Source organism: Alteromonas sp. ABV4_150 (assembly GCF_056311745.1).
In genome coordinates, this window is sequence record NZ_CM149971.1 from 2,566,973 (window position 1) to 2,583,930 (window position 16,958).

Below are 16,958 nucleotides of genomic sequence, written 5' to 3' on the forward strand. Positions count from 1 at the left end.
AAAGGCCCTTTGAAAAAAGGGCCTCTCGCTGGTTAAACTGTGTTTTCTACAGCGGCATCTGATTGATGAAAACGTCTTTAAAGAATTTTGGTAAGTTCAAACTAAACTCTTCGGGGCGAACGCCTGACACAATCTCATCGTCGTACTGACTTAAATCAACGCGCTTAACTTCGTTGAAATGCTGCGACGTAACGCTGTAAAAGGTCATAACGTGAGGGCTTACTGGGTCTTTAGGGTTGATTTTGCTAACAATACCTAATTTACCGCTCTTTAACCTCACCAAAGAGCCAACAGGGTGCACGCCAATACACTGGATAAATTGTTTTACCAATTCTTGGTCTAAGTTCTCTGTCGCAGTTAGTCGCTTTAGCGCCTGAGTAGGCGTGATACTGTTTTTGTGAGCACGGTTAGATGTCATGGCATCGTATGCGTCCACAATGGCAGCAATACGCGCGAACTCTGATATTTCGTCACCAACCAATCCTCTCGGGTAGCCGCTTCCATCAACGCGCTCGTGGTGCTCTTCAATGATACGTAGCGATAGGTCAGAAATATCGCCACACTGTTCAACTAGGTCTGCACCAATTTCAACGTGGGTTTTCATCACTTCCCAATCATCACTGGAAAATTCGCCTGTGTTATTGCGAATTTCGTCTGGCAGGGAAGACATCCCGATATCCATCAACAGGGCACCTAAACTCACTTGCTCTGTGGTATCTCTGTCATAGCCAAGAAACTCACAGAAAATACCGCTTAGTACACTGCAATTAATACTGTGCTCAAGAAGATACTGGTCAGTATCTTTAATCATAGTCAGGCAGCTCAGCGCATCTTTATTGTCAAATACACTTTCGATGAGGCTGTGAGACAGCGACTCCATCGGCGATAAATCTTTTACCGCCCCGTCTTTTAGCGACTTTAAAAAGCTACTTTGAATGGCAATTGCGCTGCTGTAGAGCTCGTTGGCTTCGTTAATTGAATCGCGACCCACTGGCTTAACAACCGGTTTAGTCACCTCAGGCTCTTTTTCTTTATCTGGCTCGGGTGGCACAGCTGGCTCGTGCAGCTTGGACTTCGCAAGATCTACTTCGACGCTTAAAATACCTTTCGATTTTAGACTATCGATAATGGCTTGGGTTTTCACAATGCCTTTAGAACGCATTTTAAGTGAACCTGTTTGTTCAAGTACTTGATTGACGTACATTCCGGGCTGCAAATCATCAATGGGTACCTGTTCTAGCATTATCTCTCCTGTGAGGCACAACGTTGCCATAGCCTTTAATTACAATAGAAACGAATAGTACGATATTCCAGTGAAAAAAGTGAGGAGTTTATTAGCCTTTAGTATAGCTAGAGTCTGCGAGTATTTGATTAATGAATTCGTGAGAGAACGTGTGACGTGTAAATGTGCCGAAAATTAACTGATAGTTCAAATCAGGCGAACGGATATTCTCTATACCCAACGGTAATAGGTATCTTGATGCGGAGTTAGGTTCGAGGTATGGAGGAGAGAATTAAACAGGGTACCATCTCGCGACAGTACCCATGTGTCATATTAGGGCTTTGTTAAGCGCTAAAGCCCCACGCTTTTACAACCACGCAGGCTGTTTATCTTCGAAGGCTTCTATAGCACTTGTGAGTTCAAGCGTTTGACCGATAGCATCTAAGCCTTTAATAAGGTTGTTTTTGTGATGCTCAGCAATATCGAAGCTGAAGCTTGTATCGTTAAAACTTACCGTTTGCGCTGGAAGATCAACGGTGATCTTAGTTGCTGGATCTGCCTTCACTGCAGCAAACAAAGCGTCCATTTGCTCGCTTGATAATGCCACAGGCACTAGCTGATTATTAATGCAGTTGCCGTAAAAAATATCAGCAAAGCTGGTGGCAATAACCGTTTTAAATCCAAAGTCGGCAAGTGCCCACGGCGCGTGTTCTCGGCTTGAACCACAGCCAAAGTTTTCGCGAGCCAGCAACAGACTTGCACCTTTGTGCTCAGGCTTATTCAGCGCGAACGCTGGGTTTGGCTCTTTCTCTTCTAAATCCAAATAACGCCAGTCGTGAAACAAATGTTTGCCATAGCCAGCACGCGTTACGCCAGTTAGAAACTGTTTTGGAATAATTTGGTCGGTATCGACATTGGCCTGATCAAGCGGCGCAGCAATGCCTGTGTGTTGTGTAAAACCTTGTTCAGACATAACTTACTCCTGATAATCTCTAACGTCAGCAAAGCGACCGGTAATTGCAGCTGCGGCAGCCATTGCTGGGCTTACTAAGTGAGTACGCGCACCACGGCCTTGACGGCCTTCAAAGTTACGGTTACTGGTAGAGGCACATCTATCGCCTGCCACTAGCTTGTCGTCATTCATACCAAGGCACATAGAGCAACCTGGCAAACGCCACTCAAAGCCAGCATCGATAAAGATTTTATCTAAGCCTTCTGCTTCAGCCTGGCGTTTAACATTACCTGACCCTGGAACGACAATAGCAGTCACTGAGTCGGCGACTTTACCGCGCTTGGCGATTTGTGCCGCTGCGCGCATATCTTCAATACGACCGTTGGTACATGAGCCGATAAATACGTGGTTTACTGCAACGTCGGCAAGCTTTTCACCGGGTTTTAATCCCATATATTCAAGCGCTTTTACTGCGCTCTCTTTTTCAATCGGATCACTGAAATCTTCAGGGGCAGGTACCGGTGTGTTTACGCCAATAACCTGGCCTGGGTTAGTGCCCCACGTAACCTGAGGCGCGATATCTGCCGCTTCAAGTTCAACTACAGTGTCAAAGGTTGCGCCCTCTTCGGTATAAAGGGTCTTCCAATAAGCGACAGCGTCTTCCCAGTCTTGGCCCTTAGGCGCGTATTCGCGGCCTTCAAGGTAGGCGAATGTTGTTTCATCTGGTGCAACAAGGCCAGCTTTCGCACCAGCTTCAATACTCATGTTGCACACCGTCATGCGCTCTTCCATGCTCAAACCGCGGATAGCTTCACCTGCGTATTCGATGACATGGCCAGTAGCGCCAGCGTGGCCAATTTTGCCAATAATGGCAAGAATGATGTCTTTTGCGGTAATACCGACAGGAAGCTTGCCATTTACGTTGATAAGCATGCTTTTCGCGCGGCTTTGCTTCAACGTTTGCGTTGCCAATACATGCTCTACCTGAGAGGTACCAATACCAAATGCCAGCGCACCAAATGCACCGTGGGTTGCAGTGTGTGAGTCACCACACACCACCGTCATACCAGGCTGAATTAGACCTAATTCCGGGCCCATAACGTGCACAATACCTTGCTTTTGGTGACCCACTGGAAATAGCTGAATGCCGTGTTCTTCACAGTTTTTTGCTAAGGTTTGTAGCTGAAGCGCATTCGCCGGACCACAGGCATCAATTGCCAATGAACGGGTTGAAATGCTGTGATCCATAGTGCCAACAGTGCGGTCAGGGCGTCGTACTTTACGGCCTTTTTCATTAAGGCCAGCAAATGCCTGGGGTGACGTTACTTCGTGAATTAGGTGACGGTCGATATAAATTAAGCTGTCTTCACCGATTTGGTCAATAATGTGGGCTTGCCACACTTTGTCATATAAGGTCTTGGCCATGAGATGTTTTTACTCCTGCGCCATTAATTGTTTAACGATTTCATCGCCTACTTGCGACGTGCTTGCCGCTTGGCTGCGTTTGTCAGAAGGAAGTAACTCGCCTGTAAGTACACCTGCTTCTAGCGTTGCCACTACCGCCTTTTCAATTGCGTCGGCAGCGTCATTCAAGTTCATGCTGAAACGCAGCATCATGGCAGCCGATAAAATTTGTGCGATAGGGTTAGCAATGCCTTGCCCTGCAATATCTGGGGCCGAACCGCCTGCTGGCTCATAAAGGCCGAAGCCTTCTTCGTTCATGCTTGCCGATGGCAACAAGCCCATAGAGCCTGTCATCATGGCACATTCATCAGAAACGATATCGCCAAAAAGGTTCGAACACAGCATTACATCGAACTGCGCTGGGTTCTTCATAATCTGCATAGTGGCGTTGTCGATATAGATGTGATCTAGCTCTACATCTGGATAATCTTTTGCTACTTCTTCTGCAATTTCACGCCATAAGCGGCTGGTTACCAGTACGTTGGCTTTGTCTACTGAAGTCACTTTGCCGCGACGCTTCTGTGCTGCTTCAAACGCTGCGATAGCAATACGGCGAATTTCACGTTTGCTATAGCGCATGGTGTCATACGCGAACTCTTCTTCGCCTTCACCTTCACGGCCCTTTGGCTGACCAAAGTAAATGCCGCTGGTTAGCTCACGCACAACTAAAACGTCTACGCCTGATTTAGCAATGTCTTCACGAAGGGGAGACAGGCTTTCAAGGCCCGGATAAATGCGAGCTGGGCGCAAGTTGCTGAACAGGTCAAAATGACTGCGAAGGGTAAGTAGTGCGGCACGCTCAGGACGTTGCTCTAACGGCAAGGTGTCCCACTTAGGGCCACCGATACTGCCAAACAAGATCGCATCGGCTTGCTCACAGCCCAATAGCGTTTTTGAGGGTAGCGCTTCACCTTCAGTATCAATGGCGTAGCCACCCACAGGATATGCAGTGCGGTTTAGGGTAAGTTTAAATTTCTTTTCAACAGCATCTAAAACCTTATTGGCTTCCTGCATAACTTCTGGGCCGATACCGTCTCCGGCTAATACGGCAATTGAATACTGGCTCATTTATACTCCTGCAACGCGTTCTTGTTGATTTTTTTGCTGATCAATTTGATCGGCTAAATAAGTGTTGTTTAATACGAAGATAAGGGCTTTCACGCCAGCCTCTACAATATCTGTAGCAAGACCTATTCCGTGAAAACGGCGGCCTTTATAGGTAGCGATAACGCTCACCTGTGCTAGGGCGTCGGCACCTTCACCTTTTGAATCTAATTTGAAGTCCACCACTTCTAAATCTTCGTGACCCAGTATAGACATGATGGCCTTGTAAGCCGCATCTACCGGGCCGTTTCCAATGCTAGACTGGGTAATCTCTTCAGTGCCCACTTTCATTTTAACGGTAGCACTTGGAATGATTTCACGCCCTGAATTAGCTTGAAGATAAAGCAACTGGAAGTGTGCTTGGTCGTGCTTTTGCTTATCGAAGAATAATAATGCTTCAAGGTCGTAGTCGTATACTTGACCTTTCTTGTCCGCTAACTTCAAGAAAGCGTCGTAAACGGCCTCTAGGTCGTAGTCTTCCGCTTTATAGCCAAGTTCAGTTAAGCGGTGCTTAATCACATGACGGCCAGAGCGAGACGTTAGGTTTAAATTGTTTTTATTAATACCCACACTTTCAGGGGTCATAATTTCATAGGTATTTTGCGCTTTTAAGACACCGTCTTGGTGAATGCCTGATGAGTGACTAAACGCATTCGCACCTACAATAGCTTTGTTGGCCTGAACCGGCATATTACAAAGCTGGCTCACTAATTTCGAGGTACGTGAAATCTCCGTAGAGTTGATGTTGGTATCTATACCCAACATGTTCTTACGGGTTTGCAAGATCATCGCGATTTCTTCAAGCGATGCATTACCGGCACGCTCACCAATTCCGTTTATAGTACATTCAACCTGTCTAGCCCCTTGCTCAACAGCAGCTAATGAATTAGCTACCGCTAAGCCTAAGTCGTTGTGACAGTGAACTGAGATTGTCGCTTTGTCGATATTAGGTACACGGTTAAACAACTGCTGGATGATACCGCCAAACTCTGTGGGGGTAGTGTAGCCCACTGTATCTGGGATATTGACGGTAGTTGCACCGGCATTAATCGCAGCTTCTACCATGCGACATAGATAGTCGATGTGAGTACGACCAGCATCTTCACAGGAAAATTCTACGTCATCGGTGTACTGACGTGCATGCTTAACCGCCTTCACCGCCATTTCAACAATTTCATCTTGTGACTTGCGAAGCTTGGCACCTACGTGAATTTCGGAGGTGGCAATAAAGGTATGAATACGGAATTGTTCGGCAACGCTTAGCGCTTGGCCACAAGCATCGATATCGCCCGGCAATGCGCGAGATAGGCCACAAACGATAGAGTTCTTAACTTCTTTCGCAATCATTTGTACAGAGCGGAAGTCACCCGGAGAAGACACGGGGAAACCCGCCTCAATAATATCTACGCCTAAGCGTTCGAGCGCCAGCGCGATCTGTAATTTCTCTTTGGCACTTAGGCTTGCAGGTAAGGCCTGCTCACCGTCTCGCAATGTGGTATCAAAGATCTTCACTTGATTTGTCATGACGCTCTCTCAGTTGAATAGTTAAAAAAAAACCCGTGCTAAGCACGGGTTTTTGTGAAATTAAATCGCTGGTCGCAATCTACCCGTGCAGTCTGGCTGCCATAAGGAGTAGAGATAGAAGAATGAAACGAGTACGCATTTGCTGTTGTTTCTTTGCTGACCAAGTTGATAGCGACAATGTACCCATGTGATGCGGAGAGGTCAACCATTGTTTACGATAATGAGTATATTTTTCGTATATAAAAGCTATCTTTTAATTATTTAGGATGCTCATCCTAATATCTGTTCTTTAGGCTGAAGGGGCTTTGCGCTTTACGATGTATTCGGTAAATCTTAATATCGCTTAAGCAAATTGTTAGGATGTATATACTAAAAAGCTTAAAAAGATGATATTTGGATTAATGAGATACCATGCAGTAAAAGTGAATAATTATTACTTTTTGCGTGTTGAAGTGAAATTTTTCCAATTGAGCCGAGTGGATAAGCGCATCTCTCGTAACGAAAGAGAACGCGGGCTAGATTTTGATTTATAGTTCCACATATGACCGCAGCAAGCACTACTCATTATAGCTTTAGTAGGTTTTAGCAACGTAAGTGTTGTGCTTGATAGTTGGGACGAAGAGAATACGCTTTTTGATGGTTCATCAATCGGTTGAATGTTAATAGCATCTTGTGACGCGCATTTTTTAGTTAATTGGCCTTCGCCTATATCGAACCAACCATGCTTATTTAAATGAATCTTATCCCTAGACTCGCGAAACATATCAATAGAATCAAGCTCAATCGTAAGTCCTTCAATGCTTTGAACGAGTACAGGAACAACTAAACCGTAATCCGTATTCTTCTTGAACCATTGCACGCATTTTTCATTATCTTGCGTTGAACCAGGACACTTGCCAGGTTGCTTAGCAAACCAACTTCCATTGTGCGTATCGACTTTCAGCGGAGGGGAAAATTGAAGTTGTGTAACCATAAAGCGAGCAACGCTTCGAATATGATAGGGCAGGCCACCCATTCGACGTTTCAACATCGACGCGTTGTTTGTGTTCAAATGAGCAAGTGTTAATAATTCTCTCTCATAGAGCGCAGTACAAATTTCGGTGAACTGCGCATGGCTTCCCCCTAATTCACCCGACTCACTGAAAAAGCCTGTCTGAGATCGAGAAGAAGGTTTCTCTGATGTCATTACTTATCTGCACATGTGTTTGATTATTGTTTAACCGTATCAAGAAATGGCAAAAAGCGCCACATAGCGATTTCAATAGGTATTGTCTCCAATGAGCTGAGCGAACGACAAATTTAAGTTTCATCCTTTTTTTAAACAATGGATAGGCATACTACTTATTAATAACTAACCTGTATGACCAATTATGTTGCAGACCTTACCGCTTGTGTAAGTGATGTTAAAAACAACGAAAAATACATTCAACTTAAGTAAGTTACTGTATTTTATGTGTTGTTTGGTGTTTTTCATGATGTTTAACCTAATTTAATCATCTTTTATAGATATTGGTAATGCCAAAAATATAAAAATAATTGACCATTATTTAACATTTAGTGTTGACCAATATGAAGACTTGTCTTACTTTTGTAATAGTCTTGTAAAGTAGGTGTAAGGCAAGTTTACAAGGCGGGTAAGTTGCAAATCAATTAAGTGGTAAGGAATGAGTGATTAGACATTCCTCAATCCTTAAGAGGAAAACACACATGGCACACAAATTATCAAAGATTACACTTGCGGTACTTTCGGCTACGACACTAAGCCTAACCGCATCAGTAAACGCACAAGAAACACAGCAAGAACAAAACGAAGATGTAGAAGTCATTGAGGTATCGGGTATCCGAGCGTCACTCGCTAGCGCAATGAATGAAAAACGCTTTAAAAATAACCTTGTTGAAGTTATCGAAGCAGAGGATATTGGTAAGTTACCAGACCAAAACTTAGCAGAAGTATTAGAAAACATTACAGGTATTCAGATTACTCGTGAAGCGGGTGTTGGTACAGGCGTACAAATTCGTGGTACCGATGCTAACCGTACAGAAATTAACGGTGTTTCAACAGTTGGTTCTGGTGCAGGTCGAAGCGGTATTGACTTTGAAGACGTTTCAGCTGCGATTATTGCTGGCTTGGAAGTGACTAAGTCGCCCGACGCTAAAACTATCGAAGGGTCAGTGGGGGGGACGATTAACCTAAAAACAATCCGCCCCTTACAGCTTAATGAACAGCTCGCAGCGTTTCGTGTTCAAGGTGAGAACAGCAGCTTAACCACCGATAGCAACTTTCAACCCCGAATTTCAGGTACGTTTGGCGATAACTGGGATACCGACCACGGTACCATTGGTGTTGTTATAAGCGGTAGCTATGCACAACAAGACGTAACGGCGTTTCGACCTCGTGCAGACAGAGATAATATAGTGCGCTCTGACAGCGATTTTCCAAGTGCGCAGTCATTCAACTTTTTACCTATTCAATTTTTTGTTCAAGACTACGATAACTTTGAATACGAAACCAAAAATTTAGTGGGTACTATTGAGTGGGCACCAAATGATAATACTAAGTTTTTCTTTGACGCTATCATCAACGACCAAGAACGTTTGCAAGAAAGTTCTCGTGTTCAAGCTTCTGGTGTAAGTAATTTACGTCAAATTTCGGTTCCAGATGAATTTGAGACGATTGATTTTGGCTCTTTAGGTGGCACCGATCTGGGATCAATAGAAGCAGCGCTACGTGGCGTCATACCGGTCAACTTAGATCATGACGACGACGATCCAAATTTACGATTTTCAACTGATACTAATTCTCGGGTAACAAAAAGCGAAATTTTCCGCTTAGGTGGTGAATGGCAGGGCGAAAAGTGGAGCGTATTTGCAGAAGTTGCATCAACAACATCTGATACTACAACCCCAAGCTTTAATACAACGCTTAACTTTATTAACCCGAATGCGCCGTTAGATGCCGGTGGCGGTAACGATAACTCCGTTCCATTCGCGTACGATCTTACTGGCGGAGCATTGACCTTTGGTATTGCTGAAGGCGCAGAGTACGCTCCTACGGTTGAACAATTACTTGATCCGAACAATGTAGTGCTTCGAGATGTGAATATTGGTCGTGATACTACCGAAAACTTTGAAGATGCGTTTCGCGTAGACTTCACTTATTTTGTAGACACCATGATAACGTCAGTCGATTTTGGTTACCGCTACAATAAATCTGGCAGTAAACGTGAAGATATTGGAACAAGCGTTCCATTGCGTACAATGGAAGACAGCCCTCGAGGCAGCTTGTTTAGCGACCTACTGGTTGCTGGGCCTGACAACTTTAACGAAGCAGACGGACGAGAGCTTTTTGTTAGCGACTTCTTACTTATTGACCCAGAACAAGTGTCGTCTGACCCTGATGCAGTGCTAGCCACACTTCAAGCTGCATTGGAAGAACACGGCTCTTCGGAAACGTTAAATGCGCCTTCTACGAGCTCTTCAGGCTTCTTTGACATCGAAGAAGAAACCCATGCGTTGTATGCGCAGGCTAACTTCGAGTATGAGATGTTCCGCGGTAACTTCGGTGTACGTTATTTACAAACAGATGTAACGTCTGTGGGTAATTCAATAACAGTAGATGAAGACGGTAATGAGTTGGTTTCTCGAGTGACTAACACGGGTGACTACGACTTCATTCTACCTCGCTTCAACTTAGTGGCAGATGTTACTGATGACGTAGTATTAAGATTTGGTGCGGGCAAGGATATTCGTCGTCCGAATTTCAACGACCTTTCAACGTCGGTAACTTTTAGTACAAGTCCTAATCCAAATGTGGCTATTGGCAACCCTAACCTAACGCCTGAAGAAGTAATTTCCTATGACTTAGCGGCTGAATGGTATTTCGCAGAAGCCAGTGTTTTTAGCGTGGGCATTTTTCATAAAACTCGCAAAGACCTTTTCGTAGATCAGATTGTGACTCCTGTTGAGGATCCTATAACAGGTTTTCGCGATCTTACTGACCCTTGTGAGGGCGGCGGTATTTTCAATCCAATTGCTGACATTAACGTGTTCGGTCCCGATCTAGGTGCAGGTGTTTGTGTAGGTACAGAAACAAAAGTAAATGACACCGCCGAAACTACACAGAAAGGTATTGAATTCGCGGTTCAATATGATTTATCTGGCTTTGAAAATGAGCTGGGGTGGGCTTCAGGCTTTGGCGTTCTTGCTAACTACACAATACAAGAGTCTTCTGGCGGTGAAGTGGTGAACAAGGCCACTAATAGAGCTGGTCAAGTATTTGCCGCGACTACAGGAAGCGACGAAGAAGTTACTAGAGTTCAAGGCTTACTAAACCTGTCGGAAAACGCTTACAACATTACGCTTTACTACGAGAAGTTTGGTTTGTCTGCTCGTATGCGCTACACATGGCGTGAAGCTTACCGTACTGATGACTTCGGTAGTACGTCTAGCTTCCCGTGGGGCTTCCCAGCGGTACAAGCTGATCGTGGTCAGTTAAATGCAAGTGTGACTTACGATGTTAACGAAAACCTTAATATTGGTGTTGAGGCTGTAAACATTACTGAGTCTGAAGTAGAGCAGTACTGTGTTAACGAAGGCTCACTTCTGTGCTTCCAAGGTCTTACTGACCGAAGAATTACTGTAGGTGCAAACTATCGTTTTTAATTTGTAAAACAACTGCCGTGGCACGCGGCAGTAACTACACCCTGGATCACAAAGTGTGGTTGTGATGTGTGCATTAGCCCTAACGCCAGTTAGGGCTTTTTTTGTTTGTCAGCTTCGCTGGGCAAACAAGAAAGGCACCGCGAATTACGCTGGTGCCTTTCAACAAAGCTAGTTAAACCATATTTGGCTTAAGCTTATTGACCTTTAATTTCGCTACGTCCTTTATAGGTAGCTGCGTCACCTAGAGCCTCTTCAATGCGAAGTAGCTGGTTGTACTTAGCAACACGGTCAGAACGACATAGTGAACCAGTCTTAATTTGTCCCGCCGCTGTACCTACTGCTAGGTCAGCAATGGTCGCATCTTCAGTTTCGCCTGAACGGTGAGAGATAACCGCTGTAAAGCCAGCGTCTTTCGCCATTTTAATCGCGTTAAGGGTTTCAGTTAGTGAACCAATTTGGTTGAACTTGATAAGGATTGAGTTACCAATACCGTTATCGATACCGCGCTTAAGAATCTTAGTGTTAGTAACGAATAAGTCGTCGCCAACTAGCTGTACTTTGTCACCAATTTTCTTAGTTAGGCTCGCCCAGCCGTCCCAGTCGCTTTCGTCTAGGCCGTCTTCAATCGATACGATTGGATACTGTGAAGAAAGGTCCGCAAGATAGTCGCCAAATGCTTCTGAATCGAAGCTCTTGTCTTCGCCAGATAGTACATATTTGCCTTCTTTGTAGAATTCAGACGCCGCACAGTCTAGTGCAAGGGTGATATCTTCATTCATTTTGTAGCCGGCATTTTCAACGGCTTCAACGATAACTGCTAGTGCTTCAGCGTTTGAGCTAAGGTTAGGTGCAAAACCACCTTCGTCGCCAACTGCTGTGTTAAGGCCTTTAGCAGAAAGTACTTTCTTAAGTGCGTGGAAGATTTCAGCACCCATGCGTAGTGCTTCTTTGAAGCTCTTCGCGCCAACTGGCTGTACCATGAACTCTTGAATGTCTACGTTGTTGTCAGCGTGCTCACCACCGTTGATGATGTTCATCATAGGTACAGGCATTGAGTACTGACCAGAAGTGCCGTTAAGGTCTGCAATGTGCTCGTAAAGTGCAACGCCTTTTTCTGCCGCTGCCGCTTTAGCTACAGCAAGAGATACCGCAAGGATAGCATTTGCACCAAGAGTTTCTTTGTTTTCAGTGCCATCAAGGTCAATCATGATGCCATCGATATCTGCTTGTGCTAGTGCATCTTTGCCGATAAGTGCTGGCGCGATGGTATCGTTAACTGCTGCAACTGCCTTTGTTACACCTTTACCTAGGTAACGAGACTTGTCGCCGTCGCGTAGTTCTAGTGCTTCGCGGCTACCAGTAGAGGCACCAGATGGTGCTGCAGCTCGGCCCATTACGCCCGATTCTAAATATACGTCTGCTTCTACAGTAGGGTTTCCGCGTGAATCTAAGATTTCGCGTCCGATAATGCGACTAATTTTCGCCATGTTTTTTCCTCAACAATTGAATGGGGTGCAACGGGAGAGAGCACCCCTTTTATTAGAAATTAGTGATTTTCTTTCTGGTACTTTCCTGCCGCAGCAACGAAACCAGTGAATAATGGGTGTCCATCCCGAGGAGTTGATGTGAACTCAGGGTGGAATTGGCCCGCAATGAACCATGGATGATCAGGGATTTCCACCACTTCTACAAGTCGCTTGTCAGTGGACAAACCACTTACTTTCAATCCCGCCGCTTCAATTTGGTCGCGCAGATTGTTGTTCACTTCGTAACGGTGACGGTGACGCTCGTAAATCTCGGCATTGCCGTACATCTCGTGAACTTTCGTGCCCTCGATAAGGTGGCAAAGCTGGCTACCTAAGCGCATAGTGCCGCCCAAGTCAGACGTTTCGGTACGTACTTCAGTGGTACCCGCTGCGTCTAACCACTCGGTAATAAGACCTACAACCGGATAAGGTGTGTCTGGATTAAATTCAGTACTGTTCGCGTTTTCCATGCCGGCAACATTACGTGCGTATTCGATTAGCGCGACTTGCATACCTAAGCAAATGCCTAAATAAGGCACTTGGTTTTCACGGGCATAACGGGCAGCAGCAATTTTACCTTCAATACCGCGTTCACCAAAACCGCCAGGTACTAAGATAGCGTCTAACTGCTCTAGAATTTGTGTACCTTTGCTTTCCACATCTTGCGAGTCGATGTGATGAATGTTCACGGTAAGACGGTTTTTAAGACCGGCATGCTTAAGCGCTTCATTAACTGACTTATAAGCATCAGGCAATTCAACGTACTTGCCAATCATACCGATGTTTACTTCAGCTGTAGGGTTAGACTCTGCGTAAAGTACTTGCTCCCACTCAGAAAGGTCTGCTTCGTTGCACTCTAAACCAAAGCGGTCTACAACCAGCTGGTCCATACCTTGCGCTTTAAGTGCAGCAGGAATACGGTAAATGCTGTCTACGTCTTTAAGTGAAATAACAGCTTTATCAGCAACGTTAGTGAACAGCGCGATTTTAGAACGTTCGCTAGCCGGCAATGCACCTACTGAACGACAAACGAGAATGTCTGGTTGAATACCTATAGAGCGAAGCTCTTTTACCGAGTGCTGCGTAGGCTTAGTTTTTACTTCGCCTGACGCTGGCATATAAGGTACAAGAGTTAGGTGCATGAACATAGCGCGTTCACGGCCCACTTCTGTACCCAGCTGACGAATTGCTTCTAAGAATGGTTGTGACTCGATGTCACCTACGGTTCCGCCTACTTCAACGATAGCCACATCGTGACCTTCAGCACCTTCAATTACGCGGCGCTTAATTTCATTGGTGATATGAGGGATAACCTGAATAGTTGCACCAAGGTAATCACCGCGACGTTCGCGCTTAAGTACTTCCTCATACACACGACCAGTAGTAAAGTTGTTGCGCTTTGTCATGCGGGTGCGAATAAAACGCTCATAGTGACCAAGATCGAGGTCGGTCTCAGCGCCGTCATCAGTAACAAATACTTCACCATGCTGGATAGGGCTCATAGTGCCCGGGTCGACATTGATGTAAGGGTCGAGTTTTAACATGGTTACGGTGAGACCGCGAGCTTCCAGAATTGCGGCCAGCGATGCTGCAGCAATACCTTTACCTAGCGATGAAACTACACCACCTGTGACGAAAATATAATTTGTCATGCGAAACCTAGAACGTTTGGGTTGTATGGTAAATATAGGCTGAGTTTAGAACAAAACCAGCTACACTTTGGACGGGGCGATAGTATACGCAAAATCATGTGGGCAGACAATCAATTTGCCCACATGATGCGCAATTTATACGCGCTTAAGCTTAGTTCAAGATTGGCTTAGGCGCTTGAGTGTGTAGATAAGGTCTAGCGCTTGGCGCGGTGATAACTCATCGGGTGATAAGTTTTCAAGAGTTTCTACAACCGGGTGTGGCTTATCAGGGAACAGCATTTCAGCTTGGCCTTTGGTATTTGATGTGTCTTTACCTGGTGCGCTCGGTTGATTTCCGCTTTGCTGTGAACTCTCTGATTCAGATGGCTTTTCACTTAGTTCGCCTTCATCGCTGGTCATAAGGTGTGATGATTCCAACACCGCAAGCTTTTGTTGGGCCGCTTTTATTACCACCTTGGGCACGCCTGCAAGTTGCGCAACCTGTAAACCAAAGCTTTTGCTCGCCGCGCCTTCTGATACGGTATGCATGAAGCGTATGGTATCTTCAAACTCCATCGCGTCTAAGTGCACGTTCACCACGCCACTTTGTGTTTCAGGTAGTTCAGTAAGTTCGAAATAATGGGTAGCAAAAAGGGTATAAGCATTCAGCTGTTTTGCTAAGTAACTTGCACAGGCCCAAGCCAGTGATAAACCATCATAGGTACTGGTACCGCGTCCTATTTCATCCATTAATACCAAAGAATTTTCTGTGGCATTGTTTAGGATGTTCGCCGTTTCTGTCATCTCAACCATAAAGGTTGAGCGACCTGAAGCTAAATCATCCGATGCACCAATACGGGTAAAGATGCGATCAAGCTTTCCTATGTGTGCATTTTCTGCAGGCACGAAACTGCCAATACAGGCTAATAATGCAATGAGCGCGGTTTGGCGCATATAGGTCGATTTACCGCCCATGTTCGGGCCAGTAATAATCAGCATGCGGCGCTCTTTGTCTAGCTGTAGCGGGTTAGCAATGAAGGGGTCTTTCATTACATTCTCGACAACAGGGTGGCGACCGGAATCATAAGTAAGCGCACATTCTTGACTCAAGTTAGGTCGATACCAATCAAGGGAAACTGCGCGTTCGGCAAAACAGCACAGCACGTCGAGCTTGGCAAGCGCTGCGGCGGTCTCAATTAAGTTATTTAAGTGTGGAGCAAAGTTGTCGAACAAGGCTTCATAAAGCTGCTTTTCAAGAGCAAGGGCAGCGCCTTGACTGCTTAACACTTTATCTTCGTGCTCTTTAAGTTCTGGCGTTATATAACGTTCAGTGTTTTTAAGGGTTTGTCTTCGAATATATTCTGCAGGCGCTAACGCACTGTTTGCACGGCTAATCTCAATAAAAAAACCGTGGACCTTGTTATAGCCCACCTTCAACGTGGAAATGCCGGTGCGCTCGCGCTCTCGCTGCTCCATAGCGTCTAGGTAGTCAGTAGCGCCTTGTGATAGCTTGCGCAACTCATCAAGCTCGGCGTTATATCCCTCGGCAATTACGCCGCCATCCCGTATTACCACTGGCGGGTTATCGATAATAGCATCGTTTAACAGGGCTTGAAGATCAGGGTAAGTGCCAATGGTTTCGCTGATACTTCTGACTTGCCCTGTATCGAACCTAGCTAAGGCATCTTGTAAATCAGGCAGCGCGTTAAACGCATTTTTTAGGCGAGCAAAGTCGCGTGGTCGCGCTGAACGAAGGGCTAAGCGCGCCATAATACGTTCTATATCACCAATGTGCTTTAGCGCGGTGCGAATATCTTCAGGGTCATCATTAATGAAAGTTTCAACAGCGTCTAAGCGGCTGTGCAATTCGTGTTGGTCTGTTAAAGGCGAATGAATAACGCGCTGTAGCATACGACTACCCATGGCCGTGGTGGTGGTATCCATCACGCTAAACAGCGTATTTTCCTGTCCGCCCGACAAATTATGGGTAAGTTCTAGGTTCCTGCGGGTGGCAGCATCAAGCTGAACGCGGCTGTCTTGCTGTTCGGTCTGGATGCGGCGAATGTGAGGCAGAGCAGTGCGCTGGGTATCCTTTACATATTGTAAAACGCAGCCCGCTGCGCCTAATCCTTTAGTGACGCCTTTTATTCCAAAGCCATCTAGTGTTTTGGTTTCAAACTGTGCGTTTAATTGCTCTGTGGCGGTATCAATGTCGAATTCCCATTCTGGACGGCGTCTAAGTCCTTTGCGGTTTTCAACCAATGCTAAGCTTTCAAATCCTTCAGGATAGAGGAGTTCAGCTGGGTTAATGCGCTGAATTTCAGCAAGTAGGCTTTCATCGCTGTCACATTCAAACACAACAAAACGACCGCTTGTAACATCTAGGGTTGCCAGACCATAATGCATACTATGACCGCAAACAGCGGCTAGGATATTGTCGCGGCGTTCTTCTAACAGCGCTTCGTCGGTGACTGTACCGGGCGTAACAATACGCTGCACTGCACGTTCAACGGGGCCTTTACTGGTGGCCGGATCGCCAACCTGTTCACAAATGGCTACTGACTCGCCCATTTTGACTAAGCGCGAGAGGTAGCTTTCCACTGCATGATAGGGCACACCCGCCATAGGGATAGGCTCGCCGCCAGATTTTCCTCTTGCTGTTAGCGATATATCCAGTAATTCCGCAGCTTTTTTGGCATCGTCGTAAAACAACTCATAAAAGTCGCCCATGCGATAAAATAGTAAAATATTCGGATGCTGCGCCTTAATAGTCAGGTACTGGCGCATCATAGGAGTATGTGATTCCAAAAAAATGCCTCTGCGAATTTGTTGCTGGGTTTAATGCCTGTTAAGGGGAATAAATGATAAACTCA

10 protein-coding genes are annotated in these 16,958 nt (G+C 45.6%); 1 reads left to right on the forward strand and 9 read right to left on the reverse strand.

Annotation, left to right across the window (positions count from 1 at the left end; genetic code table 11):
- Positions 1-46: 46 nt before the first annotated feature.
- From ACYX4M_RS11190 to ACYX4M_RS11215, 6 genes are all read right to left on the reverse strand, one after another.
- Complete coding sequence (locus ACYX4M_RS11190) at positions 47-1,243, reverse strand: HD-GYP domain-containing protein (protein ID WP_476080172.1); 1,197 nt, start codon at positions 1,241-1,243, stop codon at positions 47-49.
- A gap of 346 nt (positions 1,244-1,589) precedes the next feature.
- A complete protein-coding gene (gene leuD / locus ACYX4M_RS11195) occupies positions 1,590-2,195 on the reverse strand; it encodes a 3-isopropylmalate dehydratase small subunit (RefSeq protein WP_014948483.1) in 606 nt (201 codons plus the stop codon).
- Positions 2,196-2,198: 3 nt separating this feature from the next.
- Complete coding sequence (leuC, locus tag ACYX4M_RS11200; RefSeq protein WP_168462615.1) at positions 2,199-3,599, reverse strand: 3-isopropylmalate dehydratase large subunit; 1,401 nt, start codon at positions 3,597-3,599, stop codon at positions 2,199-2,201.
- A 9-nt stretch (positions 3,600-3,608) separates the two neighbouring features.
- A complete protein-coding gene (leuB, locus tag ACYX4M_RS11205) occupies positions 3,609-4,706 on the reverse strand; it encodes a 3-isopropylmalate dehydrogenase (RefSeq protein WP_476080173.1) in 1,098 nt (365 codons plus the stop codon).
- Entirely contained in the window at positions 4,707-6,266 is a 1,560-nt protein-coding gene (gene leuA, locus ACYX4M_RS11210) for a 2-isopropylmalate synthase (protein ID WP_476080174.1), read from the reverse strand.
- 433 nt (positions 6,267-6,699) lie between these two features.
- Positions 6,700-7,452: a hypothetical protein gene (locus ACYX4M_RS11215; RefSeq protein WP_476080175.1), complete on the reverse strand. Its 753-nt coding sequence runs from the start codon at positions 7,450-7,452 to the stop codon at positions 6,700-6,702.
- A gap of 521 nt (positions 7,453-7,973) precedes the next feature.
- On the opposite strand from ACYX4M_RS11215, the gene ACYX4M_RS11220 reads away from it, so the two are divergent.
- Complete coding sequence (locus ACYX4M_RS11220; protein ID WP_476080176.1) at positions 7,974-10,928, forward strand: TonB-dependent receptor; 2,955 nt, start codon at positions 7,974-7,976, stop codon at positions 10,926-10,928.
- A gap of 194 nt (positions 10,929-11,122) precedes the next feature.
- Here ACYX4M_RS11220 and eno read toward each other — a convergent pair whose 3' ends face one another.
- The 3 genes from eno to mutS all read right to left on the reverse strand — a co-directional run bounded on the left by eno (position 11,123) and on the right by mutS (position 16,875).
- Positions 11,123-12,415 (reverse strand): phosphopyruvate hydratase, encoded by a 1,293-nt coding sequence (gene eno / locus ACYX4M_RS11225; protein WP_014975823.1) that lies wholly within the window; start codon positions 12,413-12,415, stop codon positions 11,123-11,125.
- 59 nt (positions 12,416-12,474) lie between these two features.
- Positions 12,475-14,106 carry a CTP synthase gene (locus tag ACYX4M_RS11230; protein WP_474873188.1) on the reverse strand — a complete coding sequence of 544 codons (1,632 nt, stop codon included), beginning with the start codon at positions 14,104-14,106 and terminating at the stop codon, positions 12,475-12,477.
- A 156-nt stretch (positions 14,107-14,262) separates the two neighbouring features.
- On the reverse strand, positions 14,263-16,875 hold the full coding sequence (gene mutS / locus ACYX4M_RS11235; protein ID WP_476082870.1) for a DNA mismatch repair protein MutS: 2,613 nt from the start codon (positions 16,873-16,875) through the stop codon (positions 14,263-14,265).
- Positions 16,876-16,958: the final 83 nt, after the last annotated feature.

Bases quoted from the DNA above. Each gene is read 5' to 3' on its own strand.
- ACYX4M_RS11190 (WP_476080172.1), bottom strand. From the start codon at position 1,243: ATGCTAGAACAGGTACCCATTGATGATTTGCAGCCCGGAATGTACGTC.
- leuD (WP_014948483.1), bottom strand. From the start codon at position 2,195: ATGTCTGAACAAGGTTTTACACAACACACAGGCATTGCTGCGCCGCTT.
- leuC (WP_168462615.1), bottom strand. From the start codon at position 3,599: ATGGCCAAGACCTTATATGACAAAGTGTGGCAAGCCCACATTATTGAC.
- leuB (WP_476080173.1), bottom strand. From the start codon at position 4,706: ATGAGCCAGTATTCAATTGCCGTATTAGCCGGAGACGGTATCGGCCCA.
- leuA (WP_476080174.1), bottom strand. From the start codon at position 6,266: ATGACAAATCAAGTGAAGATCTTTGATACCACATTGCGAGACGGTGAG.
- ACYX4M_RS11215 (WP_476080175.1), bottom strand. From the start codon at position 7,452: ATGACATCAGAGAAACCTTCTTCTCGATCTCAGACAGGCTTTTTCAGT.
- ACYX4M_RS11220 (WP_476080176.1), top strand. From the start codon at position 7,974: ATGGCACACAAATTATCAAAGATTACACTTGCGGTACTTTCGGCTACG.
- eno (WP_014975823.1), bottom strand. From the start codon at position 12,415: ATGGCGAAAATTAGTCGCATTATCGGACGCGAAATCTTAGATTCACGC.
- ACYX4M_RS11230 (WP_474873188.1), bottom strand. From the start codon at position 14,106: ATGACAAATTATATTTTCGTCACAGGTGGTGTAGTTTCATCGCTAGGT.
- mutS (WP_476082870.1), bottom strand. From the start codon at position 16,875: ATGATGCGCCAGTACCTGACTATTAAGGCGCAGCATCCGAATATTTTA.